The sequence below is a fragment of the Azospirillum sp. CT11-132 genome (assembly GCF_047302835.1).
Taxonomy (GTDB): domain Bacteria; phylum Pseudomonadota; class Alphaproteobacteria; order Azospirillales; family Azospirillaceae; genus Azospirillum.
This window is the reverse complement of the sequence record NZ_JBGLZA010000009.1, coordinates 66050-88813: the sequence shown is the minus strand read 5'-3', so window position 1 is coordinate 88813 and position 22764 is coordinate 66050. Positions and strand designations below refer to the sequence as shown.

The 22764-nt window shown below is 67.7% G+C and carries 21 protein-coding genes; 10 read left to right on the top strand and 11 right to left on the bottom strand.

Going from position 1 to position 22764, the window contains the following annotated elements; translation table 11 throughout:
- Positions 1–26 precede the first annotated feature (26 nt).
- Entirely contained in the window at positions 27–1451 is a 1425-nt protein-coding gene (gene pyk, locus ACCD06_RS32110) for a pyruvate kinase (RefSeq protein ID WP_413346342.1), read from the top strand.
- Positions 1452–1501: 50 nt separating this feature from the next.
- On the opposite strand, the gene ACCD06_RS32105 is transcribed toward pyk, so the two are convergent.
- Together ACCD06_RS32105 and ACCD06_RS32100 are read right to left on the bottom strand one after the other, a co-directional pair.
- A complete protein-coding gene (locus ACCD06_RS32105) occupies positions 1502–1927 on the bottom strand; it encodes an Lrp/AsnC family transcriptional regulator (RefSeq protein ID WP_413346340.1) in 426 nt (141 codons plus the stop codon).
- A gap of 210 nt (positions 1928–2137) precedes the next feature.
- Positions 2138–2623, bottom strand: a complete 486-nt coding sequence (locus tag ACCD06_RS32100; RefSeq protein ID WP_247870848.1) for an acyl-CoA thioesterase — start codon at positions 2621–2623, stop codon at positions 2138–2140.
- A 407-nt stretch (positions 2624–3030) separates the two neighbouring features.
- Here ACCD06_RS32100 and ACCD06_RS32095 point away from each other — a divergent pair, with 407 nt between their 5' ends.
- From ACCD06_RS32095 to ACCD06_RS32085, 3 genes are all read left to right on the top strand, one after another.
- Positions 3031–5295 (top strand): right-handed parallel beta-helix repeat-containing protein, encoded by a 2265-nt coding sequence (locus ACCD06_RS32095; RefSeq protein ID WP_413346337.1) that lies wholly within the window; start codon positions 3031–3033, stop codon positions 5293–5295.
- A 481-nt stretch (positions 5296–5776) separates the two neighbouring features.
- Positions 5777–5974, top strand: coding sequence for a hypothetical protein (locus tag ACCD06_RS32090; protein ID WP_136700959.1), 198 nt, complete (start codon positions 5777–5779; stop codon positions 5972–5974).
- A 136-nt stretch (positions 5975–6110) separates the two neighbouring features.
- Positions 6111–7481 (top strand): chloride channel protein, encoded by a 1371-nt coding sequence (locus ACCD06_RS32085; protein ID WP_413346335.1) that lies wholly within the window; start codon positions 6111–6113, stop codon positions 7479–7481.
- A gap of 239 nt (positions 7482–7720) precedes the next feature.
- Here the strand turns inward: ACCD06_RS32085 and ACCD06_RS32080 are convergent, their stop codons facing one another.
- The 3 genes from ACCD06_RS32080 to ACCD06_RS32070 form a co-directional block, all read right to left on the bottom strand.
- A complete protein-coding gene (locus tag ACCD06_RS32080) occupies positions 7721–8674 on the bottom strand; it encodes an aldo/keto reductase (protein WP_413346333.1) in 954 nt (317 codons plus the stop codon).
- 27 nt (positions 8675–8701) lie between these two features.
- Positions 8702–9913: an MFS transporter gene (locus tag ACCD06_RS32075; RefSeq protein WP_413346331.1), complete on the bottom strand. Its 1212-nt coding sequence runs from the start codon at positions 9911–9913 to the stop codon at positions 8702–8704.
- A 126-nt stretch (positions 9914–10039) separates the two neighbouring features.
- On the bottom strand, positions 10040–10915 hold the full coding sequence (locus tag ACCD06_RS32070; protein WP_413346329.1) for a LysR substrate-binding domain-containing protein: 876 nt from the start codon (positions 10913–10915) through the stop codon (positions 10040–10042).
- Between the two features lie 118 nt (positions 10916–11033).
- Between ACCD06_RS32070 and ACCD06_RS32065 the strand changes: the two genes are divergently transcribed.
- The 4 genes from ACCD06_RS32065 (at position 11034) to ACCD06_RS32050 (ending at position 14750) form a co-directional block, all read left to right on the top strand.
- The gene (locus ACCD06_RS32065; protein ID WP_413346327.1) at positions 11034–11786 is read left to right on the top strand and encodes a TSUP family transporter; all 753 of its coding nucleotides are present in this window, start codon (positions 11034–11036) and stop codon (positions 11784–11786) included.
- 710 nt (positions 11787–12496) lie between these two features.
- Positions 12497–13885 carry a replication initiation protein gene (locus tag ACCD06_RS32060; protein WP_413346325.1) on the top strand — a complete coding sequence of 463 codons (1389 nt, stop codon included), beginning with the start codon at positions 12497–12499 and terminating at the stop codon, positions 13883–13885.
- Positions 13886–14070: 185 nt separating this feature from the next.
- Positions 14071–14271, top strand: coding sequence for a type II toxin-antitoxin system HicA family toxin (locus ACCD06_RS32055; protein WP_413346323.1), 201 nt, complete (start codon positions 14071–14073; stop codon positions 14269–14271).
- 71 nt (positions 14272–14342) lie between these two features.
- Positions 14343–14750 carry a type II toxin-antitoxin system HicB family antitoxin gene (locus ACCD06_RS32050; RefSeq protein ID WP_413346321.1) on the top strand — a complete coding sequence of 136 codons (408 nt, stop codon included), beginning with the start codon at positions 14343–14345 and terminating at the stop codon, positions 14748–14750.
- A 69-nt stretch (positions 14751–14819) separates the two neighbouring features.
- Here ACCD06_RS32050 and ACCD06_RS32045 read toward each other — a convergent pair whose 3' ends face one another.
- Both ACCD06_RS32045 and ACCD06_RS32040 read right to left on the bottom strand, forming a co-directional pair.
- Positions 14820–15338 (bottom strand): DUF2442 domain-containing protein, encoded by a 519-nt coding sequence (locus tag ACCD06_RS32045; protein WP_413346319.1) that lies wholly within the window; start codon positions 15336–15338, stop codon positions 14820–14822.
- 47 nt (positions 15339–15385) lie between these two features.
- Complete coding sequence (locus ACCD06_RS32040; RefSeq protein ID WP_413346317.1) at positions 15386–15580, bottom strand: DUF4160 domain-containing protein; 195 nt, start codon at positions 15578–15580, stop codon at positions 15386–15388.
- Positions 15581–16960: 1380 nt separating this feature from the next.
- Between ACCD06_RS32040 and ACCD06_RS32035 the strand changes: the two genes are divergently transcribed.
- Complete coding sequence (locus ACCD06_RS32035; RefSeq protein WP_413346315.1) at positions 16961–17674, top strand: hypothetical protein; 714 nt, start codon at positions 16961–16963, stop codon at positions 17672–17674.
- Between the two features lie 106 nt (positions 17675–17780).
- Here the strand turns inward: ACCD06_RS32035 and ACCD06_RS32030 are convergent, their stop codons facing one another.
- The 4 genes from ACCD06_RS32030 to ACCD06_RS32015 form a co-directional block, all read right to left on the bottom strand.
- Complete coding sequence (locus ACCD06_RS32030; protein ID WP_109073305.1) at positions 17781–18551, bottom strand: hypothetical protein; 771 nt, start codon at positions 18549–18551, stop codon at positions 17781–17783.
- 124 nt (positions 18552–18675) lie between these two features.
- Positions 18676–19101 (bottom strand): DUF350 domain-containing protein, encoded by a 426-nt coding sequence (locus ACCD06_RS32025; protein WP_109073304.1) that lies wholly within the window; start codon positions 19099–19101, stop codon positions 18676–18678.
- A gap of 25 nt (positions 19102–19126) precedes the next feature.
- Entirely contained in the window at positions 19127–20953 is a 1827-nt protein-coding gene (locus ACCD06_RS32020; RefSeq protein WP_413346312.1) for a DUF2491 family protein, read from the bottom strand.
- A 123-nt stretch (positions 20954–21076) separates the two neighbouring features.
- A complete protein-coding gene (locus ACCD06_RS32015; RefSeq protein WP_109073302.1) occupies positions 21077–21859 on the bottom strand; it encodes a lysophospholipid acyltransferase family protein in 783 nt (260 codons plus the stop codon).
- 147 nt (positions 21860–22006) lie between these two features.
- On the opposite strand from ACCD06_RS32015, the gene ftsE reads away from it, so the two are divergent.
- Positions 22007–22762, top strand: coding sequence for a cell division ATP-binding protein FtsE (ftsE, locus tag ACCD06_RS32010; RefSeq protein ID WP_109073301.1), 756 nt, complete (start codon positions 22007–22009; stop codon positions 22760–22762).
- The last annotated feature ends 2 nt before the right edge of the window (positions 22763–22764 follow it).

The window sequence follows — 22764 nt, the reverse complement described above, 5'->3', positions numbered from 1 at the left end:
AGGACGGCCCCCGCGGCCGGAACCACATGCGCCGTCATCGCCGCGCCAAGATCGTCGCCACCGTCGGACCGGCCAGCAACTCGCCCGAGATGCTGAAAACCCTGTTCCTGGCCGGCGTCGACACCTTCCGGCTGAACTTCAGCCACGGCACCCACGACGACCACGCCAAGGTCCACCGCGCCATCCGCGAGCTGGAGGCGGAGGTCGGCCGCCCCATCGGCATCCTTCAGGATCTCCAGGGCCCGAAGATCCGCGTCGGCACCATCCGCGACGGCAAGATCGCCGTCGCCACCGGCGAATCGATCCGCTTCGTCCTGCAGGGCAGCGACGGCGACAAGCGCTCCATCCCGCTGCCGCACCCGGAAATCTTCGCCGCCATCATGCCGGGCCACCATCTGCTGATCGACGACGGCCGCGTCCGCGTCGAGGTGACCGAGCTGGGCGACGACTGGATCGAGGCCCGCGTCGTCGTCGGCGGCACCATCTCCAACCGCAAGGGCGTCAACCTGCCGGGCACCGTGCTCGACCTGTCGCCGCTCACATCCAAGGACCGCGCCGACCTCGCCTTCGGGCTGGAACTGGGCGTCGACTGGGTCGCCATGTCCTTCGTGCAGAAGCCGGGCGACATCATCGAGGGCCGCGGCCTGATCGGCGACCGCGCCGGCATCATGGCGAAGATCGAGAAGCCGCAGGCGCTGGAGCGGATCGACGACATCATCCGCCTGTCGGACGCGGTGATGGTGGCGCGCGGCGACCTCGGCGTCGAAATCCCGCACGAGGACGTGCCCGGCCGCCAGAAGGAGCTGGTGCGCGCCTGCCGTCTGGCGGTGAAGCCGGTGATCGTCGCCACCCAGATGCTCGATTCGATGGTCTCCGCCCCGACCCCGACGCGGGCCGAGGCGTCGGACGTGGCGACCGCCATCTATGACGGCGCCGACGCGGTGATGCTGTCGGCCGAATCGGCGTCGGGCCAGTATCCGGTCGAAGCGGTCACCATGATGGACCGCATCATCCGCTCCACCGAGCAGCACAAGCTCTATCACTCGCTGATCCAGGCGACCCATCCGGGGGAGGAGCACAGCCCGCCCCACGCCGTCGCCGCCGCCGCCGCCGATCTGGCCAACAGCCTGCATTCCTCGGCCATCGTCGCCTTCACCTCCAGCGGCACCACCGCGGCGCGCATCGCCCGCAAGCGGCCGGAGGTGCCGATCCTGGCGATCACCCCGGACAAGGCGGTTTCGCGCCGGCTCTGCCTGCTGTGGGGCGCCCACAGCGTGCTGTCCGACGACATCCGCACCTACGAGGAGATGGTCGACCGCGCCATCTCCACCGCGCGGGCGGAGGAGTTCGCCGGCCGGATCGGCACCATGGTCGTGGTCGCCGGCATCCCCTTCGCCCAGGCCGGCACCACCAACAACCTGCGCGTCATCCAGATGGACGGGAAGGCGTAAGGACTCAAGGAGACTTTCCCCCGTTCCTTACCGGACGGGGGAAGCGTCTCCTACCGTTCCATCTTCGTCGACAGCACGATCGACGACATCGTCCGTTCCACACCGGGCAGGCGGCCGATGCTGTCCAGCGCGGCATCCATCGCGTCATGGGTCTCGGTGCCGACGGTGGCGCAGAGATCGTATTGGCCGCTGATGCTGTGCAGCCGGATCACCTCCGGCATCTTGCGCAGGGCATGGACGGCGCGGTCGGCCAGCCGGGCGTTCACGCTGATCATCACCAGCGCCGACACGCCGCGGCGCGGCGCCGGATCGCCCAGCTTCACGGTATAGCCGGAGATCACCCCCTGCCGCTCCAGCCGGGCGATGCGATCCTGCACGGTGGACCGCGACAGCCCCAGCGCACGGCCCAGCGCCGCCGTGCTGGTGCGCGCGTTCACCGTCAACAGATCGATCAGCCGGCGGTCGATGTCGTCCATGGAGGTCCGTCAGAGAGGGCAGGGCGCACAAAAAGGCCCTCTCCCGTCCCGGGAGAGGGAGGGGCCCCACGAAGTGGGGAGGGTGAGGGTTGATCCAAGCATCCCGAACCGCATGGTTCCTTGCAATACCCCTCACCCTTCCCACCGCTTTGCGGCGGGCCCCTTCCCTCTCCCGGGGCGGGAGAGGGGGGGAAATACCCAAGCCCCCCCTTACGCGTCGCAACCCGCCTGATAGCGCTGCATGGCGGCGCGGATGTCGTCGGGGATCGGCACCGCGGCGAAATCGTCGAGCGAGGTGGTGACCACCGTCAGGCTGCCCGACAGCCGCACCTGCCCCTCATGCTCGCCGTTGATCCGCAGCTTGAGCGAGCTGCGGCCCAGCCGCTCCAGCAGGACGCCCAGCGTCAGCGTGTCGCCCATGCGGCTGGGGATCACGAAATCGCATTCGGCATGCACGATCGGCAGGCCCAGCCGCCGCTGCAGGATCATCGTCGCATAGTCGATGTCCAGCCCCTGGGTGAACCAGTCCTCCACCGCGCCGTTGAACATGTCGAAATAGACCGGGAAATAGACGATGCCGGCCGGGTCGCAGTGGGAAAAGCGAATGGGCCGCTGCACCCGGAAACAGCCCGGCGGCAAAGGCCGGTGGCTGGGGTGATCGTCGGCGCGGCGCGGCCGCTCGCTGTACTCGTGCATCTCTCAGTCAATCCTCGTTCCGCTCGGCGTCCGGACATATGGGGGTCCGAAGCCTCGCGGTCACCGCGTCTCGTTCCGGCGGCAGACAGTTGTGGCTATTCCAAACAATCCGGGAAAAGCACCTTTCGTTCAACGGCTTCCTGCAGGAATACGGGAAAGCCGCAATTTTCGCACGGGTCGCTGTTGCGGAAATGCTGCACTGCAATCATGACCATCGTGCAAATCGGCCCACCGCAGGATTAGCCACAATTTGTCGCAGATTCGGCGCTTTTAAGCGAAAACATCACACAAAGATCCCGCCGCTCCTCGCCATCCTCCGCCGGCATCCGGGTTCAGGCCCAAAACGGACATCAGACCCCAGGGGCACGGCAATGCCCCGGGGCACATCAGGCGAGGACACCGAACCGATGGCCACCACCTCCACCAAGATCGTCGTCAACGCCCTGGGCAAGGCCGCCGCCGGCGTGAACGCCCATTTCACCCTGCTGGTCGACGGCCAGAAGGTGGGTGAGGGCTCCGCCGGCACGACGGCGAAGGATTTCGTCTTCACGCCCGTGCTGACCGCCGACACCGCGCACAAGGTGCAGATCCAGTACGACAACGATGCCGTCATCAACGGCCAGGACCGCAGCCTGACCGTCAACAGCATCAGCATCGGCGGCAAGACGATCGCGCCGACCGCCGGCATCGTCAGCTACGACAAGGGCACGCTCGACGGCCGCGACGTCGCCGCCGGCCAGTCGAACATGTGGTGGAACGGCACGCTGGTGGTGAACGCCGACAAGAGCTATTTCCCCGCCGCGACCCCCACCCCGGCCCCGGCCGCGACGGCGGGCAAGGACACCATCGTGGTGAACGCGTCGGGCACCGCGGCGGGCGGCGTCAACGCCCACTTCAAGGTGCTGGTCGACGGCAAGCAGATCGGCGAGGCGACCGCCGGCACCACCGCCAAGAATTTCACCTTCACCACCGATGCCGCCGACCATGTCGCGCACAAGGTGCAGGTCCAGTACGACAACGATGCCATGGTCAACGGCCAGGACCGCAGCCTGACCGTCAACAGCATCTCCATCAACGGCCACAGCTACGCCTCGACCAGCAGCGCCGTCACCTATGACAAGGGCGCGCTCGACGGCAAGGACGTGATCGCCGGCCAGAAGGGGATGTGGTGGAACGGCACGCTGGTGGTCAACGCCCCGGCCTCCGACTTCCCGGCCGGCACCACCACCACCCCGACGCCGACCACCCCCACCCCGACCACGCCGACGCCGACCACCCCGGCCCCCACCGGCCCGGCCTTCTACGTCGCCACCAACGGCAAGGACAGCTGGTCGGGCAAGCTGGCCGCCCCCAACGCCGCCGGCACCGACGGCCCCTTCGCCAGCCTCGCCAAGGCCCAGGCGGCGATGCGCGCCGATCCGAACATCGACACCACCTACATCCGCGGCGGCGACTACCATCAGAACGGGCTGTGGCTGAACAGCCAGGATTCCGGCGTCACCTTCGCCGGCTATGGCAATGAGAAGGCGGTGATCCACGGCAGTTCGACGGCGTCGGTGTCCTTCGGCCTCGGCGGCGCCAAGAACGTGACCATCGAAGGCCTGAGCTTCGCCGACGGCGTCACCACCGGCCATTACGTCTTCGCCGACAACGCCTCCGGCGTGACCTTCGCCAACAACGTGGTGAAGGGCGGCGGCTATGGCATCACGGTGCAGAACAGCGCCAACAGCAAGGTCACCGGCAACCAGTTCGACAACACCGGCGCCGAGTCGATCTTCGTCAAGGCCGGCTCCAACTTCACGCAGGTGTCGGACAACCTGATCCGGCACCCGAACGCCGCCGACCGCGGCGACGCCGGCATCTGGGTCAACGGCAGCTCCGACGTCAAGGTCACCCACAACCAGATCGAAAATTCGCCGGAGAAGGCCATCGCCGTCGGCTCGGTCCAGACCGACGGCAGCGACGCGGCCTATCGCGTCACCATCTCCTACAACAAGGTGATCAACGCCAACCTGGAATCGAACGACGGCGGCGGCATCTACCTGATCAACCGCCAGCAGGATCTGGCCAATCACACCGTCGTCAACAACGACGTGTCCGGCACCACCGCGACCAACCCGACGGGTCAGGTGGCGAGCTGGGGCATCTATCTCGACGACTGGACCAGCGGCACCACGGTGAAGGGCAACGTCGTCCACGACAACATCGGCGGCGTCTTCCTGCATGGCGGCTGGAACAACACGGTCACGGAGAACGTGATCGCCGGCAACAGCGGCGCCCAGATCGGCCTGCAGCAGCCGGTGGCCTGGAGCGGCTGGAAGGGCCACGCCATGACCGGCAACGACATCTCCGGCAACGTCATCGACGTGCGCGAGGGCACCGCCGTCCACATCTACGGCCCGGCCAATGTCGGCAACCTCCACGACAACTTCTACAGCAGCCTGAACACCGCCGAGAAGGAGTTCGACGCCTGGCCGCAGGTGATGTCGAGCGGCGCCTGGGGCACTCTGGCGAACTGGCAGGCCGCCGGGTACGACAAGGGTTCGGTGATGCTGAACCCGGGTTTCGTCAATCCGGGTGCGGACGACTTCAGCCTGTCGTCGACCTCGCCGGTCTACGCCCATGGCTTCGACCACATCGCCTACAATGACATTGGCCTGCTGCACGCCTGATCCTGCTCCTTCGTCGGGCGCATATCCCCTCTCCCCCCCGGGGAGAGGGTTAGGGTGAGGGGGTCGCGCGGCGAGGATTTTCAAGCATCGCGCGGTCCCCATTCTCCATAGAATCCACACCATGCACCCCCCTCACCCCGACCCTCTCCCCGGGGGGGAGAGGGAGATCTCCCATACCCCCCGCCGGTCCTAGTACCGGCGGCCGGGGGAGGGCCGGCTGGAACCTTGGGGTGGACAGGACGTTATCGCTTTCGAAAAGTCGCCCGGTCAGACACCGGGGGTATCTTGAAGTGAAGACCAGCCACCCCAACCTGTCAGTCGTCATGCCGCCCCGTCCTTCGGAAAAGGAAGGTGGGCGTCATCCCGATAAAAACATCGGATGACCCGCCCCGGAACAGCTTCTGAAGCAGCTTCTGCAAGGGCGGCATGCCGCAGGTCTGCCCGGCATTCGGCCGGCGGCCAGCCAATATAAGAGGAAACCATGGATCGCCAGGAATTCTGGATGAAGGACCCGGAGCTGAAGGCCGCCTACGAGGCTCTCGGCCCCAACTTCCGCCGCGAGGTGGAGCAGGCGCAAGCGCGCCGCGGCCAGCGCACCCTGCAAGGCGCCGCCATCGCATCGCGCGGCCGCTCCTCCCGGCCCCACCAGCCCCATTCGGGCAGCACCGCCCGCCGCTGACGCCATATTTTCGTGCACGAACGGCCTCTTCGGGCCAGATCTGCACGAGCGTGGCTGGACCTGCGGAAAAAAACGGACCTAAACTCGGCCCCCTGCCGTTTCATCCGTCCTTTTCCCCCGCTTCCGGCCCCCGTCGATGCCTTCTGCCAATCGCCCGCACCACCCGCTGCCCAACCGGCTGCGCCGGCCCCACCATGTCTGGATGTCCCCCAGAAACTGGCGGCGGCGCCTGCTGTTCTGGTCCGGTGCCGCTGCGGTCGGGCTGGTCGCCGTCCTGTTCGCCGTTGCCGCGGATTATGCCCAGCAGCTGTTCCGGCTGGCCGTCGGGGCAGTTCCCTGGCTGCCCTTCCTGCTGACTCCGCTGGGGCTGGTCTTTTCCGCCTGGGTCGCCCTTCGCGTGGTGCCGGGATCGCAGGGCAGCGGCATTCCCCAGGCCATCGCCGCGCGCCATGTCCAGGACCCGGCGGCCAAGCGCCGGCTGCTGTCGCCGCGCATCGCCGTGGGGAAGATCCTGCTGACCCTGGTCGGGCTGGCCTGCGGCGCCTCCATCGGGCGCGAGGGACCGACGGTGCAGGTCGGCGCCTCGATCATGCTGATGGCCGGTTCCATCGCCGGGCTGGGGCGGGAGCCGGGTCTGATCCTCGCCGGCGGCGCGGCCGGCGTCGCCGCGGCCTTCAACACGCCGCTGGCCGGCATCGTCTTCGCCATCGAGGAGATGGCCCGCAGCTTCGAAAGGCGGACCAGCAGCCTTGTCCTGATCGCGGTGGTGGCGGCCGGTCTGGTCGCCGTCGGCCTGCTCGGCAACTATGCCTATTTCGGCCACACCGCCGCCTCGGCCAGCTGGCACGACTGGGAAGCGGTTCTGGCGACCGGCGTCGTCGGCGGTCTGGCCGGCGGGGGATTCAGCTCGCTGCTGCTGTGGCTGACGCGCTGGATCCGCTGCGGCCTGGGTGGACGGCTGGCCCGTCACCCGCTGCTCATCGCGTTGGGTTGCGGCCTTGCCCTGGCGGCGATCGGCGCCGCCACCGGCGGCCTGACCTTCGGCACCGGCTATGAGCAGGCGCGCGCCGTGCTGGACGGGGTGGAGACGCTGCCCTGGTACTATGCCCCGGCAAAGCTGCTGGCGACCGTCCTGTCCGGCATCTGCGGCATTCCCGGCGGCATCTTCTCCCCCTCGCTGTCGGTCGGGGCCGGCATCGGCTCGATTATCGGCGGGCTGCTGCCGGACAGCTCGCTGGGCGCCATTGTCCTGCTGTCGATGGTGTCCTATTTCGCCGGCGTGGTGCAGGCCCCCCTGACCGCCGTCGTCATCGTGACGGAGATGAGCGCCTCGCCCGAGATGCTGCTGCCGCTGATGCTGAGCGCCGCGCTCGCCACCACCCTGTCGCGGCTGGTCTGCCCGCATTCGGTCTATCACGCCATGGCCGACGCCTTCCTGGCGGTGCTGAAGACGGACGCGGCCGGCAAACCGGCGTCGTCCAAAGCGGCGGCGATCCCCACTCCCTGATGCCCTCTCCCGCCTCTCGCACAAACTTCGTTTGTGCTGACGGCGTCAGGCGGATCGAAGATCCGCTGAGAGCCCCGGGAGAGGGAGGGGACCCACGAAGTGGGGAGGGTGAGGGGGAACCCAAGAATCCCGAACCGCATGGTTCCTTGGATCACCCCTCACCCTTCCCACCGCTTCGCGGCGGGCCCCTTCCCTCTCCCGGGGCGGGAGAGGGGATATTCACCCCGTGACCAGACGCCTCAATAGGCACTGGCCCGATCCAGCCGCCCGATGTCCTCGGCATCCAGCCGCAGCCTGGCCGCGGCGATCAGGTCGCCCATCTGCTCCGGCTTCGACGCGCTCGCGATCGGCGCCGTCAGGCCGGGCCGCGCAATCAGCCAGGCGAGCGCCACTTGGCTCGGCGTCGCCTTGTGCCGCCCGGCGACCTCGTCCAGAGCCGCCAGGATGGCCCGGCCGCGCTCGTTCAGATACTTCGACACCACCCCGCCGCCGCGCGCGCTCTTGCCGGCATCCTCGGCCGAGCGGTACTTGCCGGTCAGGAAGCCGGCGGCCAGCGAATAGTAGGGGATGACGCCCAGCCCGTTCTCCCGGCAAATCCCCTCCAGCTCCGCCTCGTAGCCCTCGCGGCTGTACAGGTTGTATTCCGGCTGCAAGGTCTCATAGCGGGGCAGGCCGGTGCGGGCGCTGACCTCCAGCGCCTCGCGCAGGCGCGGCGCCGTCAGGTTGGAGGCGCCGATCGCCCGGACCTTGCCCTGGTCGATCAGCTCCTTGTAGGCGCCCAGCGTGTCCTCGAACGGGGTTTCGGGATCGTCCCAATGGGACTGGTAGAGGTCGATGCGGTCGGTCTGGAGCCGGCGCAGCGAATCCTCGACCGCCGTCCGGATCCAGGCCGGCGACAGGCCCTTCTTGCCCGGCCCCATCTCCGACCCGACCTTGGTCGCCAGGACGATGCGGTCGCGGTTGCCCCGGCTCTTCATCCATTTGCCGATGATGGTCTCGGACTCGCCGCCGGAGTTGCCGGGCGCCCAGGCCGAATAGACGTCGGCGGTGTCGACGAAGTTGAAGCCGGCATCGACGAAGGCGTCGAGCAGCCGGAAGGAGGTGGCCTCGTCGGCGGTCCAGCCGAACACGTTGCCGCCGAAGCAGAGCGGGGACACCGTCAGGCCGCTGCGGCCCAGTTGACGTCGATCCATTGCGTCGTCTCCTTTGAAGGTCACCGGTCAGGCGGCGTGCCGCCCACGGAATTCGGTCAGGTAGAACAGCAGCCCGACGGCAGGAAAGGCGAAGCCGATCCAGGTCACCGGCGCCCAGCCGCCGACGGCGAAGGCATAGCCGGCCAGCGCCGAGCCCGCCGCGCCGCCCAGGAAGAAGATCGCCATATAGATGGCGTTCATCCGGCTGCGAGTCTCCGCCCCCAGCGAATAGATGGCGCGCTGCCCCAGCACCATGTTCATCTGCACGCCCATGTCGAGCAGCAGCCCGGCCAGCACCAGCAGCGCGATGGACCCTTCGCCGGCCCGCGCCACGAAGAAGGACAAGGCCGCCATCGCCAGCGCGAAGCCGGTGGCCGGCCGGGTCCAGCCGCGGTCGGCGATCCGCCCGGCGATCGGCGCGACCAGGGCGCCCGCCGCCCCCGACAAGGCGAACAGCGCGATCCCCCGCTGGCTGAGGTGGAAGGGCGCCCCCATCAGCAGCAGCGGGACAGAGGTCCAATAGAGGCTGAAGGCCGCGAACATCATGGTCTGATAGACGGTCCGCCGCTGCAGCACCGGCGTCCGCACCAGCAGTCGCCCCAGCGAGCCGAGCAGCGCGCCGTAGCTGGATTGCCCCCTCGGCCGCCGCTGCGGCAGCACCCGCCACAGCAGCAGGGCGAAGCCGACCATCACCACCGCCGACAGGGCGAACACCGCCCGCCATCCCAGGCTGTCGGCGATCAGGCTCGACACCGGGCGGGCCAGCAGGATGCCCAGCAGCAGCCCGCTCATCACATTGCCCACCACCTGCCCGCGCGAGGCCTCCGGCGCCATGTGGGCGGCCAGCGGCACCAGCATCTGCACGGCGACGGAGGTGACGCCGATCAGGAAGGCCGCCGTCAGGAACAGCGACGCGGTCGGGGCGACCGCCGCCACCAGCAGCGCCACCACCGTGCTGCACAGGGTCACCACCACCAGCCGGCGGTTCTCCAGCAGATCGCCCAGCGGCACCAGCAGCACCAGCCCGGCGCCATAGCCGACCTGGGTCAGAGTGACGACGAGGCTTGCGGTCTCCGGCGACAGCCCGACCGCCGGTCCGATCAGCCCAACCAGCGGCTGGGCATAATAGATGTTGGCCACCACCACGCCGCAGGCCAGCGCCATCAGCACGACGAGCGAGCGGGACAGGGCAGGGTGGGCTGCCTCTTCGGTGGAATGGGGAACAGCGGTGGGCGGCATCGCGCGGTCCTGTAGGGTCGTGACTGCTTGGAACGGGCACAAAACAGCGCGCAGCCTAAGTCGGCACCTGCGGCCCGCGCATCGGTCAATTGCGCCGCCCGGCCATGCGCCCAAAGGACCAAGGGGCTATCCAACCTCCGCGCACACTGCATAGAGCCAGTCACGGAACGGCCCAAAGCCGGCATCCTCCCGACGGGAGGCGCGATAGACCAGATACCAGGACAGGACCATCGGCACCGCCAGCCCGAACGGCGTGGCGAGCCGCCCGGCGGCGATGTCGTCCAGAATATAGAGCCGCGGCGCCAACGCCACCCCGACGCCGTCGATGGCGGCCTGCAAGGTCATGGCGTAGCTGCCGAAGGACAGTCCTTTCGAAGAGGGCTCCGCCACCCCGGCGGCGGCCAGCCAGCGCGGCCAGTCCTCCCCCCAATGCGACACATGCAGCAGGGTGGCGCCGGCCAGATCCGCCGGCCCGCGCAACTCCGCCGCCAGCCGCGGCGCGCAGACCGGCTGCAGGCTGGAGGAGAACAGCCGCTCCGCCTCATAGCCCGGCCACTGGCCGTCGCCCAGCAGGACCGCGCAGGTCCAGTCGTCGTTCATCGGCGCCCCCGCCCCGCCGGTGGCGATCCGCACCTCGATCTCCGGGTGCGCAAGGTGGAAGCTCGACAGGCGCGGGATCAGCCAGCGCACCGCCACCGTCGCCCCCATCCCCACCGTCAGCACCGGCCCAGCCCGCATCGCCGACACCTGTTCCACCCGCCGGGCGATGCCGTCGAAGGCTTCGGTCAAGGCCGGCTGCAGCGCCCGGCCGCGTTCGGTCAGCACCAGCGCGTTGGCCCGCCGGTCGAACAGGGCGAAGCCCAGCCGTTCCTCCAGCAGCTTCACCATCCGGCTGATCGCGGCCTGCGAGACATGCAGCTCCGCCGCAGCCGCGGTGAAGCTGCCATGGCGGGCGGCCGCCTCGAAGGCGCGCAGGCCGTTCAGCGAGGGCAATCGGCGCATGCGTCCATCCTTACTTCACCCCAACTTTTCCTGAGGCTGAGCATCGAACAATGCCGTTTGCGGCGCAACCGCGCGCGTGCGAGTTTTTCAGCCTGATCTCCGACATTTGGGCTGATTCATGCTGACGCTTCCGCTGATGGTGGGGCTTGGCCTCACCGTTCTCGTGACCTCGTTTCTGTCGGGCCTGTTCGGCATGGCCGGCGGCATGGTGCTGATGGGCCTGCTGCTGATCCTGCTGCCGGTGCCCTCGGCGATGCTGCTGCATGGCGTGACCCAGTTCGCCTCCAACGGCTGGCGGGCGTGGCTGTGGCGGCGTCATGTGGTCTGGCCGATCATCCTGCGATTCGCGCTGGGCGGATCGGTGGCCGGCCTGCTGTTCGCCCTGGTCGGCGCCGTGCCGGACCGTGCGGTCTCGCTTCTGATTCTGGGCCTGACGCCCTTCCTGGCGCTCGCCATTCCCGCCCGCTGGGCGCTGAACGCGCAGAAGCCGCTGCATGGCGTGCTGGGCGGCTTCCTCTGCATGGGCATCCAGCTGGTCGCCGGGATCTCCGGCCCCTTGCTCGACGCCTTCTTCATCCGCAGCGCCATGACCCGCCAGAGCGTGGTCGCCACCAAGGCCGCCATCCAGTCGGTCGGCCATCTGGTCAAGATCGCTTACTTCGCCCCGCTGGTGGCCGGCCATGCCGGCGAGACGGTGGAAGCGACGGTGATCCTGATGTCGATCGCCATGGCCCTGCTGGGCACGAATCTCTCCCGCCGCGTTCTGGACCGCATGAGCGACGCCCAATTCCGCCTGTGGAGCCGCTATTTGGTGATGGGAACCGCCAGCGTCTATCTCGGCCAGGGCCTGTTCCTGCTGGCGGCCCATTGAAAAACACATTTTAAATCAATCTATTATCCTATTCCTCCTTTCCATCCTTACTCCGTGGGGGCCGGATCCCGCCCCGAAGCCGCCGATCAAGCCCGCCCTCCCATCCTTACGGCTTGGGGGCGGGCTTCCTTACATCCTGGGGGCGGATAAGCCCTTGAGACTCCTGACACGCCCTAGAATCGAACCGACAGATCTGCAGACTCCCGTCATCCTTACCTCTCGGGGGCCAGGATCCGGCCTTTGGTGCCCCCAAGCCGTAAGGATGGCGCTTGTCCACCAACCCTCGAACAGCAAAAATGCCTGAACGCCCCCAGGCAGTAAGGATACAGCCCGCCCGATAACACCGTTCTGCAGACTCGAGTCGCCGCGATTCGCGGCATGAAGGCTCCCCGACCGGGCTGTCCGGCCGAGATTCGCACAGGGGAAGCCTCGGCAGATCCGGCACTTAGCAGGCGCTCGCCTCTCCCTTTCCCTTTTAAGAGGATTCGTCGGCGCGAATCTCCAGGAGAGTCCGCGAGTCGCATCGAATCTTCCTTACAGGGTGGGGGAAACAGCCTTACCGGGTGGGGGCGAGTCGCACACCCCCCGGGGCGTAAGGGTTCCGCCCCCAGGGTGTAAGGATGCTCAGGATTCTGCGGTGCGACCCTTTCCTTACTTGTTTTTGGGGTAAGGATTGATTTAGCCTCGCTCGATTTCGCGGGAGGCAGGCGATGGCGGGTACGGGGCGCAGGAAGGCGCGCGGTGCGGTGACGGAGGAGTCCGTCCCGTCGGACGCGGCTGCGCCCACCAAGGCGAACACGGTGAAGGCCGCTGCGAATCTCGTCGTGCTGGGTCCGGAGGATCTGGCCGGCGGCGCGGTGATCGACGGCGACGGTGCCGCCGCCGCCCTGCCGGCGGTCGGCACCGAATCCGCCACCCCGGTCGCCGGCCTGACTGCCCGCGTCGCCAGCGCCACCTTCGAGCGCGACGGCTACAAGCATCTGATCAAGGCGGCCGAGGCGGTCTACAGCTATCCCGCCAACGGCACGCGCCTGTCGCTGCCGGCACAGAAGATGCTGAATTTCATGATCCATCTGGCCGGCAGCCAGAATTTCGCCAACAAGCTCTACCGCCTGCCCAAGCGGGTGGTGCGCGGCAACCACAAGGGCAACGAGCGGATCTTCGACGCGCTGAAGGAGATCTTCGACTCCAGCCTCGTGGTCATCGGCCCCTTCCGCGGCCGCCGGTCGCGCGCCGAGCTGCGCATCCTCTCCAGCTATGTCCGGCCGGAGGAGGAGGAGGACAGCGACGCCGCCGACATCCATTTCCAGTTCACCGACGCCTTCCTGGAAATCCAGCGCTCGTCGCAGCTGTGGGCCAAGCTGTCCGGGCCGGCGATGGTCAAGGTCACCAGCACCTACGCGCTGAAGCTCTACGAGATCGGCATGCAGCGCTACCAGATGGACTATCCGTCGCTGGAACTGGACATCGACACGCTGCGCAAGCTGATGAATGTGCCGGAGGGCGCCTACAAGGATTTCGGCATCCTGCGCACCCGCACCATCGACCGCGCCATCTCCGAGGTGAACCAGCTCGCCCCCTTCCGCGTCAGCATGCCGGAAGACAAGATGAAGCGGAAAGGCCGCAAGATCGAGGCGGTGACCCTCGATTTCGACGCCAAGGACGAGGAAGAGGCGGCCGAAACCTATCTGGAGCGCGAACGCCACAGCGCCGGCCGCCGCGCCCGCCGAATCGGCAAGGTCGACACGGTTGCCCCCGCCGATCCGGTGGAAGCCGGCCTCGCCGACCTTGGCCCGCTGCCCGACGCCGACGACGTGACCGCCCTGTGGGCCGCCGTCCTGCACGCCCTGAAGGGCAAGGTCCCCGCCCCGCTGCTGGCCGAACTGGAGCCGGACCGGGTGGAGGAAGCCCCCCAGGGCGGCCGCCGCCTCGTCCTGAAGGCGAAAAACCCAGCCGTCGCCGACACCGCCCGCATGAACCACTGGCCGAGCCTGAAATCGGCCCTGTCGTCCCTCACCGCCGGAATGATCGAGGACGTCGCCTTCGAGGTGGCGGCGCGCAAGCCGAAGGCGGCGAAGGTAGCCTCCCCCGAGACGTAAGGATTGGGGTGGCCGCTTGTGACGAGGGGCACTACGCGAGAGTGATCGGATCGTCCGGGATGTACGAACACGACGTGAAAAGGGTCCAGCCGGCGCTGACCGGCATGCGCATTCATACACACTCCCCATTTGCCTTCCTCGCTGGTGGTGTGTATGGTTACACACAGTGATAATGGAGCGAGGTGATGGGAAAGGTTGTCAGCAGCCGTGAGGCCATCGCAGCCCTCATCGCCGACGGATGGTACGAGGTGAACCAAGTCGGCAGTCACAAGCAATTCAAGCATCCGACGAAGAAAGGGCGCGTCACGGTTCAGGTCCCGGTGAGAGAACTCAGCATTGGGGATATCAAGTCCATTGAAAAGCAGTCAGGTGTGAAACTCCGTTGAAAACCGGGGTTTCGCCCTCCCCCAACTCCGCTCCATTCCCCCTCGCTATCCCCTGACAGGAACGACCCGCAATGCCCGCTCGCTACTACCCCATCATCCTGGAGCAAGGCTCCGAAGGTCTCCACGCGACCTTCCCCGACTTTCCTGGCCTGACGGCCTTCGGTGACACCAAGGCAGCCGTCACCGCCAACGCCGAGGCTGGCCTTGCCCTGCACATCGCCGGCATGATCGAGGACGGCGACGACATCCCCGAGCCGTCCGATCTCGATCAGGTCCCCGCAGATCCGGAGGTCGTGGAGGCCGGCCGGCTGCTGGTACGCGGTGAACTGCCCGGCCGGTCCGTGCGCGTCAACGTGACGTTCGACGAGGCTTTGCTCGCTGCCATTGACGCCGAGGCCAAGCGCCGCGACACGTCCCGCGCCGGCTTTCTCGCCGCCGCCGCTCGCCGGGAGATTGCCCAGCAGGCAGGCGACCGCTAAGCCCTCGCTTCCTGTGAGGGGCGGATGATTGAGATGCGGACAGCGGGTCAGCTGTGCCGATAGCCGCCCCTATTCGGCCGCCGCCGGCGGACGGCCGGGCCGACGGGGGCGGTAGCGGGCGGCGAACAGCAGCGGGTCGCGGCTGAAGGCGCGGCAGACGATGCCGAGCATGGCCGGCACGGCGGTGGCGCCGGTGCGCCATTTCGACCAGGTGTTGACATGCACCCCCATCAGGTCGGCCGCTTCCTGGTTGGACAGGTCGTGGCGATCCTGCCAGGCGATCAGTTCGGGCTGGCCGAAGGGGCGTTGCTGTTCGGCCAGCAGAGCCAAGTGCATGCTGTCGATGGCCAGATCCTCGTCGCCGTTCCACTCCACCGTGGTGGCGTCGATCAGACGGGCGGAGGCGAAGACGGTGGGATCGCGCAGCTGGTGGAAATAGGGGTGTCCGGACTCCAGCCAGCCGGTCAGGTCGACGCGGTCGGCGCGGCCATCCTCCCAGGTCAGGGCCAGGACGGCGCCGGCGTCCGGCGCGACCGCGGCGAGCCGAGGGATTTTGCGCGGGCCTTGCGGCAGGACGGGCGGGATCATGGGCGCGCCTCCTTTCAGGCGAAGGGGATATTGGGGTTCCAGGCGTTCTATTCGCTCACCAGCCGGTCCTTGTTGGCGGCGGCCCAGGTCTGGACCTCCTTGCGGATGGCGGTGGGCAGGTCCCCGGCGATGACCTCGAAGGTCTCGATCGAGACCAGTGCTTCGAAATCGGTATCCTTGACGTGGAAATGCGGGGGAAGGTGGTCGTTGCCGAAGACCCGGATGGTCGCCAGCTTCCTCATCTTGCCTCCATCGGTGACGACTGAATCTGCCCCAAATTTTGGGTGCGTTGAACACAAAATTTGTGCGAGGCGGTGTCAAGAGGGGCTGTCGCGACCAACTGGTGGGGGGATCGAATCTCACGGGAAGGTGGGAATCAACCGAGCGTGCGACGCGGAACTGAGTGTTCCGAGCGGTTACCACGACAGATGATGCAAACGTACGCCACGACACACAGGCAAATTTCCTAAAAGCGATTTTCAAGCGTGCGCAACGACGCTCATGCAAATTTGCCAAAAACGTTGACGCAAACGCGCGTAACGACGCGTAGGCAAATCATACGACCGTTAGCGACGTTAGCGAATGTTATTTGCAGAGACGAACATAGGGAAACACCGGAAAATATGCGGCGTGTAGCATGCGTACACAATTAAGCACTTGAGTACGTAAGTAGCGCTCATGGGAAAAAACGAAGGATATTGCGCTCTGGTACCCAGAAAGACACAAAATCTTATGGTTTTCCTTCACTCTCATCTTGCCAGAGGGTTGGTGGCCGGGCAATGATGAGGGTGTCATGCAGGTGACGCCGCATGGGGCCGTGGGGGAAAGGTTGGCGCCAACCCCCACGGCATCCATGAAGCGCATCGTCAATTGTTATGGAGTACTCGTATGAAGAGTCCCCCTCGCCGGTCGATTTTGGACCGCGAGCGTCTGGAAATCTGGACGCTGTGGGTCCGCCTGATCGGCGGCATCCTGGTCATCATCCGCGCGTTGCGCGGCTGAAGACCAAGCCGGTGATCGGGTGTCTCACCACCCGATCACCGGCACGATCACTATGCGGCGAACGGCCGGATCCCGCAAGGGACGGGTCGTTTTTCGTCAGGGCAATCGCATATGGAATCCGGAATCCCATAAAAGGACTTCCGTCATCCCCGCGAAGGCGGGGATCCAGGAAACTATCGTGCAAAACGACTGAAACGGCTGGATTCCCGCCTTCGCGGGAATGAGGTGCTTCCTTGTGTAGGATTATAATTTCCATATGCGATTACCCTGCGTTTTTCGTGCCCGAACCACCAGGGTAATTTGAGCCGGATACAACCTGCGCCGGGCTGCAATCTGGGGTACTTGACGCAATGTTGGGGAACCCGCCCTATCAGGCCTTCCAATAACTTCCACCTCCCGCACGAAGGCGTGGCGGAACAGGGACTTACCTCCCCTTACCAACCGAACAGCCTTTGGACGTTATGGAGAGCCACGAAGTTCAACTAGTGGCCCGCAGTAACTGGCTCCAGTGCAACGGCCCAACCCATCGCTCGCCACGGATTTCGCAAAAACGCGCCACCAAGAGACAACTTTCCTATACCCTCTCCGCACCCCGTCCCAACCCCTTGCGGAGCCACCCCATGCCCCTCGACAGCCGTACCCTGACCCCCAACGCTCTTGGCGACCATTTCCCCTGCTGGGCCGAAGAGCCGCCGGTGCCCTCCGAAGGCTCGCTGGTCCCCGGTTCGCAGTTCCATGAGGAACAGATCATGGCCGCCGGCATGCTGGCGCGCGGCAGCAGTTTCCTCAATGTCGCCCGCGCCATGGGCTGCAGCCGGACGACTCTCTGGCGCGCCTATTACGGATCGAAGGACTTCCGTCACAGGGTGTGGTGGGAACGGCAGGCGCTGAACCGTGAGGCCGAACTCCGGCTCTCCTCTCTCCGCGCCCTGGTGGCGGAGCAGATCGAACGGCTGGTCTCGGCCGGCGATCCGTCGACCGTGCGCTGGCTGGCCGACCGGCTCGGTCTTCTCGACGGTCTCGGCGCCCCCTCTGCCAAACAGCCGGCACAACAGGCGGAATTCCGCCAACCGCCCGACTCCGTCACCCCGCAGCCGTCGGAAGACCCGCCCGCCGACATCGTCACCGAACTGGACGATGACGACCACATCCCCGGCGCGATCCGTGAGCGTACGCCGCCCGACCCGCGCGCCGTCGCCGCCATCCTGGCCCGCCCGGAATCGACCGGGCCGAAGGGCGTCTATCCCTGGACCCTCAACCCCGACGATCCCTATCCCAACCTCGGCTCGGTGCAGGAGCGTCGGGGCGGAAAGGCCGCCTTCCGCCGCCTGTAGAGCGGACGGCGCCGCTGAGATGAAACAGCCGCCGGAAACTGTTCCACGTCGTTCCATCCCCCAAGCGGTAAGGATCGGCGGAGAGCCCCCGCCGATCCCGTCACTCTCAGCCCTGCTTGGCCTTCAGCGCCGCCAGACGGTCGGACAGGCTGGTCGGTACGGTCTTGCCCGACGCCGCGGCCAGGGCGGCGGCGATGTTGGGGTCTTCCTTCTCCGGGGCCGACGGGCGCAGCAGCTTGGCCTTGGCGTTGGCGGCCTCCGCCGCGGCCAGATCCTTGGCGGCGGTGTCCTGCATCGCCTTCAGCGCCACGGTCAGGCCGCTGGTGGCACCGGCAAGGCCGGCGGCCTGACGGGCTGCTTCGGCCTGACGCTCGGCCATGGCGCGCTGCTGGTCGGCGCGGCCCATGTCGCGCTGGGCGCGGGTCAGGTCGGCACGGGCAGCCTTCAGCTTGGCGCCGGCGTCGGCGTAGTTCTTCTCCAGCATCTCCAGGAACTCGCGCGCCTCGACCGCATCGCGGACCTCGCGGTCGATGTCGGGAGCCATCTCCTCCAGCATCGCGACGATGGTCTCCAGGCTCTTTTCCAGGCCGGCCTTGCGCGACGGGTCGGTCTCGGCGTCGATCTGGCGCTGCAGATGCTCGGCCGCGGCCATGCGCTGGTTCGACAGCGCCTTGATCTCGTCGGCTTCGCGCTGCTCGCGGTCATGGATGGCGCGGGCTTCCGCCACCTGCCGGCCCAGCTGGTCGAGATGCTGCTCCATGGTCCGCAGCTCCGCCTCGGTCGCGGACTTCGGATCCCAGCGCACCAGCGCCTCCATGGCGCCCTGGACGGCCTGGTCGGTCTTGACACCCATAAGGTTGCGGATGAAGGCAAGCATGGCTGATTCCTGTCGAAGGAGGGTTGTTGGAGGCGCCCGCACGAAAGCGCGGACGCTTCGCCTGCACAGATGGGGAGGGGACGATCCGGGAACCAGACCCCCATCCTTACCTCTCGGGGGAGATTTATCCCGCCATGGCGGCGGCGTTGATCAGCGCCACCCCAAGCTGGACGCCGACCAGCGCCGCGGCCGATGCGACGTTGCCCGATTCGATCTGGCCGCGCAGGTCGCGGATCAGCAGGGTCGCCACGGCGAAGGCGACCAGCTGCAGGATCAGCGCCACCACACCCCACAACAGGATGTCCAGCACGAAGGCGCTGGTCGCCAGCGTCGCCGCCAGCGGAATGGCGAGCGCCACGATGGATCCCGCCAGCGTCAGGCCGCCGGCGGCATTGCCTTCCGCCACCAGCCGGCGCTCGTCGAAGGGGGTGATGCGGGTGTAGACGGCGACGCCCGCCACCAGCAGCGCCAGCGTGACGGCGAGCTGGACCAGCAGCACCGGAAGGCCGGTGCCGAGCGCGGTCAGGATGGAACCGAAGGTGCTTTCCATGGGGCCGGCACTCTTGTCGTGTGGGTTAGGACAGGGAGAGGGAGGCGGGATTCACGTCGATGCCGGCGGCGATCTCGACCGACGCGCGGCCGGACCGCTCCACCGCCTCCACCAGGATATATTCGGTGGCGGGCGCCGGGGCTGCGGCTCCGGTGGTGGCGCCGTACAGCATCGACTGGCTGGTCACCGTCTCGGTCCCGCGCAGGGTCTGGCGCGCCTCGCTGAGGGTGAAGGGCTGGATGCGGCTGGCTCCCGGCTGCCAGACGCGGGGATAGAGCTTGCCGTCCTTGGTCTGGAACTCCGGCCAGCCGATCATCCCCTCCGCATCGTCCAGCCAGAATCCCCACTCGCCCTCGTCGGACGGGGTGACGCTGTCGATGGGGGTGAAATAGCGGCACTCGTCCGGCTGCCCGTCGGGGCCGAGGTGAATCTGGAAGAAGCCACCCCCCGGAAGGTGCAGGCGGTAGACGGTGGCCGGGCCGGAGGTGACGGTGCCGACCGCCTCGATCGACACCAGCCGGTCGGTGCCGGTGTCCGGCGCCTTGACCTTGGTGGCGCTCTCCGCCAGCAGGAAGGGGGTGGGGTCGATGGTGACCGTCATGCCCAGCCGGAACAGCGACGGGCTGTAGGCCTTGCCGCTGAGCTTCTGGTTCACGTAGTTGCCGAGCGTTCCGAACAGGGGCACGTCCGATCCTCCCTTGGAAACGGGACCGTTGGAAACTGGACCCGATTTTGGTGGCGACTCCATCCGGCGCCGCGCCCGCCACAGCAGGAACAGCACCGCGACGCCAAGCAGCAGCAGGCCCCACCACCAGAAGCCATGCCCGCCGGATCCGCGCGATGTCTGTGCCGCGCTGGCGCTGTCCACCGAACTGGCGGAGCCGGCGCGGGCCAGATCCGCGGGCACGTCCGGCGGCAGCTGTCCCGCCTCGCGCGGGGTTCCGGCCTGGGCGGCCATCGACTGATCGAGCTGGTCCAGCTTGCCGCGCAACTCGGCGTTGTCGCGGGCCAGCCGGTCGGCCTCCTGCCGCCACTCGCGATAACCGGGGTCGTCGGCGTTGTTGTGGAAGAAGGCGGCATGGCCCGGCCGGGTCAGCGTGTCGAGCATGAACCACAGGAACAGCCCGTCCCAGATGCCGAAACGGCGCGGCGCGCTGTAGGTGTAGGGCGGCGGGCTCCAGCCGTAACCGCCATAGGGATTGGCCGGCGCCGGCCGGGTGGACGGGGTGCGGTAGGAGGAGCCGCCCGATCCCCAGCCCCACCCCCAGCCCGACCCGCTCGAGCCGTTGCTGCGGCCCTGGGTGGAGGCGGCGGGCGGCGGAGCGCTTGGCTGCGCCGGCGGCGTGCGGTCGGCGTCCTGCTTGGTCCGGTAGCGGTTCAGCGCATCGGCCGAGCCCTGCTGGCTGAAGGCCTTGTCACCTGCCGACGTCGGCGGGGCGGCGACCGACGGGGCGCTGTTGCCCGGCCGGGCATAGCCGCCGCTGGAACTGGATGGCCCGCCGGAAAACCAGCCGCCGCCGCTACCGGTGGAGGGCGTGCGCGGGGCGGAGGGGCGGGTGTAGCCGCCGCTGCCGCCGCCGATGGACGGAGTGCGCGACGGTCGCGAATAGCCGCCCGACGACCGGCTGCTGGAGCCGGCACGGGCTTCGGCGTCCGCCGGTGTCAGGGTGATGGCTGCCGCGGTGGCGGCTATGGCAAGCGGAGCGGGGGCCGCGGGAGCGGTGAGGACTGCGCCGACGGGGACCGACAGCGGCTGCACCGTCATCAGAAGGGCGACGGCGGCGGCGCGCCACCGCTCCGTCCAGCGGTCCTGACGCCGGGTGGGCCTTTGGGGCTTCTCGGTTTGCGTCATCTTCCTCTCGCGCGTCATCCGGAGCCGGTTCAACCGGCCCTTCCGGCGATTCGTTGCGCGAGCGTAGGCAGATACGCCGCCGCGCTCAAGGATAACCGTCGCGATCGGCTCTTATGCCGCCCGTCAGGAGACGGCGGTCACCGTCCGCTTGCCCCGTTCCGGTTCCGGCTGCGACGGGCGCAGGGTCGGCGGGCCGCCGGCGGCGGTGACGAGACGGTCGCTCGCGGCCTCCAGCCGCTCCTCCAGGTCGTGCATCGCCTCGGCGCGCGGGCGTCCAGGCATGATCGGCGGCAGGAATTCCACCACCACCGTGCCGGGATACTTCAGGAAGCTGTGGCGCGGCCAATAGAGCCCGGCGTTCAGCGCCATCGGCACGATTGGAATGCCCAGGCTGTCGTAAAGCACGCCGACGCCGATGCGGTAGGGCCGGTAGGTGCCCGGCGCGACGCGGGTGCCCTGCGGGAAGATCACGATCGGGCGACCCTCGTCCCGCACCGGGCGGGAGTTGCGGATCAGCGACTTGATCGCCGCCCCGCCGGCGCCACGGTCGACCGGGATCATCTTCGCCTTGGCGGCGTACCAGCCCCAGATCGGGATCCACATCAGCTCGCGCTTCAGGATGATCGCCGGGTCCTTCACCAGAAGGTGGAGCTTCATCGTCTCCCACGCCGACTGGTGCTTGGCCGCCAGCAGGAAGGGGCCGTCGGGCAGGTTCTCGCGCCCGCGCACCTCATACCGGATGCCGACGAGCGTGCGCTCCAGCCAGCCGACGGTGCGCAGATACCATTTCACCACCGCGACCATCTGCGGACGCGGCAACAGCAGCATCCACAGCAGGGCGAAGCACATCAGCGCGGTCCACAGATGGAACGCGATGTTGAAGGCGAGGGACCGGATCCAGATCATGGCCGGCAACTTGTCAGGTCTTCGCCGACTTCTCAAGTATTCCGCGAGGTCCGGGACATCGTGGCAGGGTGCGGGGCGGGGTGGACTCCGCCCCCGGCCGGGTGCATTGTCCCCGGCGTGGAGGGGTTGACGAGCTGTGGTGGGACCGTGATTCGTTTCGAGAATGTCGGCTTGCGGTACGGCACCGAGGCGGAGGTGCTGCGCGACATCAGCTTTACCCTTCAGCCTGGATCCTTCCATTTCCTGACCGGCGCCAGCGGGGCGGGCAAATCGTCGCTGCTGAAGCTGATGTATCTCGCTCACCGGCCGTCGCGCGGGCTGGTCACCCTGTTCGGCCGCGACATGGCGATGGTGACCCGCCGCGACCTGCCGGAACTGCGCCGCCAGATCGGCGTGGTGTTCCAGGATTTCGCGCTGCTCGACCATCTGTCGGCACTGGACAATGTGGCGCTGCCGCTGCGCATGGCCGGTACGCCGGAGGCCGACGTGGTCGCCCATTGCAGCGAGATCCTGCGCTGGGTCGGGCTGGGCAACCACCTGCACGCCAAGCCGTCGACCCTGTCGGGCGGGCAGAAGCAGCGGGTCGCCATCGCCCGGTCCGTCATCAACCGGCCGCGGCTGCTGTTGGCCGACGAACCCACGGGCAACGTCGACGACGGCATCGGCATGCGGCTGCTCTATCTGTTCGAGGAACTGTACAAGCTGGGGACCACCGTGGTGATCGCCACCCACAACGAGGCGCTGATCCGCCGTTTCGACCATCCGCGCCTGCATCTCGACAGCGGCCGGCTGATGGTCGTGCCCTCGCGCGGCAGCCGGGTCCAAGAGGGCCGGACGCATGAGGGCCGGGCGCAGGATGCGCGGGCCAACGATCAGCGGGCCAATGACCCGCGGTGGGAGTAGCG

Excerpts from the sequence above, each read along its gene's own strand:
- pyk (WP_413346342.1), top strand. The coding sequence starts at position 27 with ATGCGCCGTCATCGCCGCGCCAAGATCGTCGCCACCGTCGGACCGGCC.
- ACCD06_RS32105 (WP_413346340.1), bottom strand. The coding sequence starts at position 1,927 with ATGGACGACATCGACCGCCGGCTGATCGATCTGTTGACGGTGAACGCG.
- ACCD06_RS32100 (WP_247870848.1), bottom strand. The coding sequence starts at position 2,623 with ATGCACGAGTACAGCGAGCGGCCGCGCCGCGCCGACGATCACCCCAGC.
- ACCD06_RS32095 (WP_413346337.1), top strand. The coding sequence starts at position 3,031 with ATGGCCACCACCTCCACCAAGATCGTCGTCAACGCCCTGGGCAAGGCC.
- ACCD06_RS32090 (WP_136700959.1), top strand. The coding sequence starts at position 5,777 with ATGGATCGCCAGGAATTCTGGATGAAGGACCCGGAGCTGAAGGCCGCC.
- ACCD06_RS32085 (WP_413346335.1), top strand. The coding sequence starts at position 6,111 with ATGCCTTCTGCCAATCGCCCGCACCACCCGCTGCCCAACCGGCTGCGC.
- ACCD06_RS32080 (WP_413346333.1), bottom strand. The coding sequence starts at position 8,674 with ATGGATCGACGTCAACTGGGCCGCAGCGGCCTGACGGTGTCCCCGCTC.
- ACCD06_RS32075 (WP_413346331.1), bottom strand. The coding sequence starts at position 9,913 with ATGCCGCCCACCGCTGTTCCCCATTCCACCGAAGAGGCAGCCCACCCT.
- ACCD06_RS32070 (WP_413346329.1), bottom strand. The coding sequence starts at position 10,915 with ATGCGCCGATTGCCCTCGCTGAACGGCCTGCGCGCCTTCGAGGCGGCC.
- ACCD06_RS32065 (WP_413346327.1), top strand. The coding sequence starts at position 11,034 with ATGCTGACGCTTCCGCTGATGGTGGGGCTTGGCCTCACCGTTCTCGTG.
- ACCD06_RS32060 (WP_413346325.1), top strand. The coding sequence starts at position 12,497 with ATGGCGGGTACGGGGCGCAGGAAGGCGCGCGGTGCGGTGACGGAGGAG.
- ACCD06_RS32055 (WP_413346323.1), top strand. The coding sequence starts at position 14,071 with ATGGGAAAGGTTGTCAGCAGCCGTGAGGCCATCGCAGCCCTCATCGCC.
- ACCD06_RS32050 (WP_413346321.1), top strand. The coding sequence starts at position 14,343 with ATGCCCGCTCGCTACTACCCCATCATCCTGGAGCAAGGCTCCGAAGGT.
- ACCD06_RS32045 (WP_413346319.1), bottom strand. The coding sequence starts at position 15,338 with ATGATCCCGCCCGTCCTGCCGCAAGGCCCGCGCAAAATCCCTCGGCTC.
- ACCD06_RS32040 (WP_413346317.1), bottom strand. The coding sequence starts at position 15,580 with ATGAGGAAGCTGGCGACCATCCGGGTCTTCGGCAACGACCACCTTCCC.
- ACCD06_RS32035 (WP_413346315.1), top strand. The coding sequence starts at position 16,961 with ATGCCCCTCGACAGCCGTACCCTGACCCCCAACGCTCTTGGCGACCAT.
- ACCD06_RS32030 (WP_109073305.1), bottom strand. The coding sequence starts at position 18,551 with ATGCTTGCCTTCATCCGCAACCTTATGGGTGTCAAGACCGACCAGGCC.
- ACCD06_RS32025 (WP_109073304.1), bottom strand. The coding sequence starts at position 19,101 with ATGGAAAGCACCTTCGGTTCCATCCTGACCGCGCTCGGCACCGGCCTT.
- ACCD06_RS32020 (WP_413346312.1), bottom strand. The coding sequence starts at position 20,953 with ATGACGCAAACCGAGAAGCCCCAAAGGCCCACCCGGCGTCAGGACCGC.
- ACCD06_RS32015 (WP_109073302.1), bottom strand. The coding sequence starts at position 21,859 with ATGATCTGGATCCGGTCCCTCGCCTTCAACATCGCGTTCCATCTGTGG.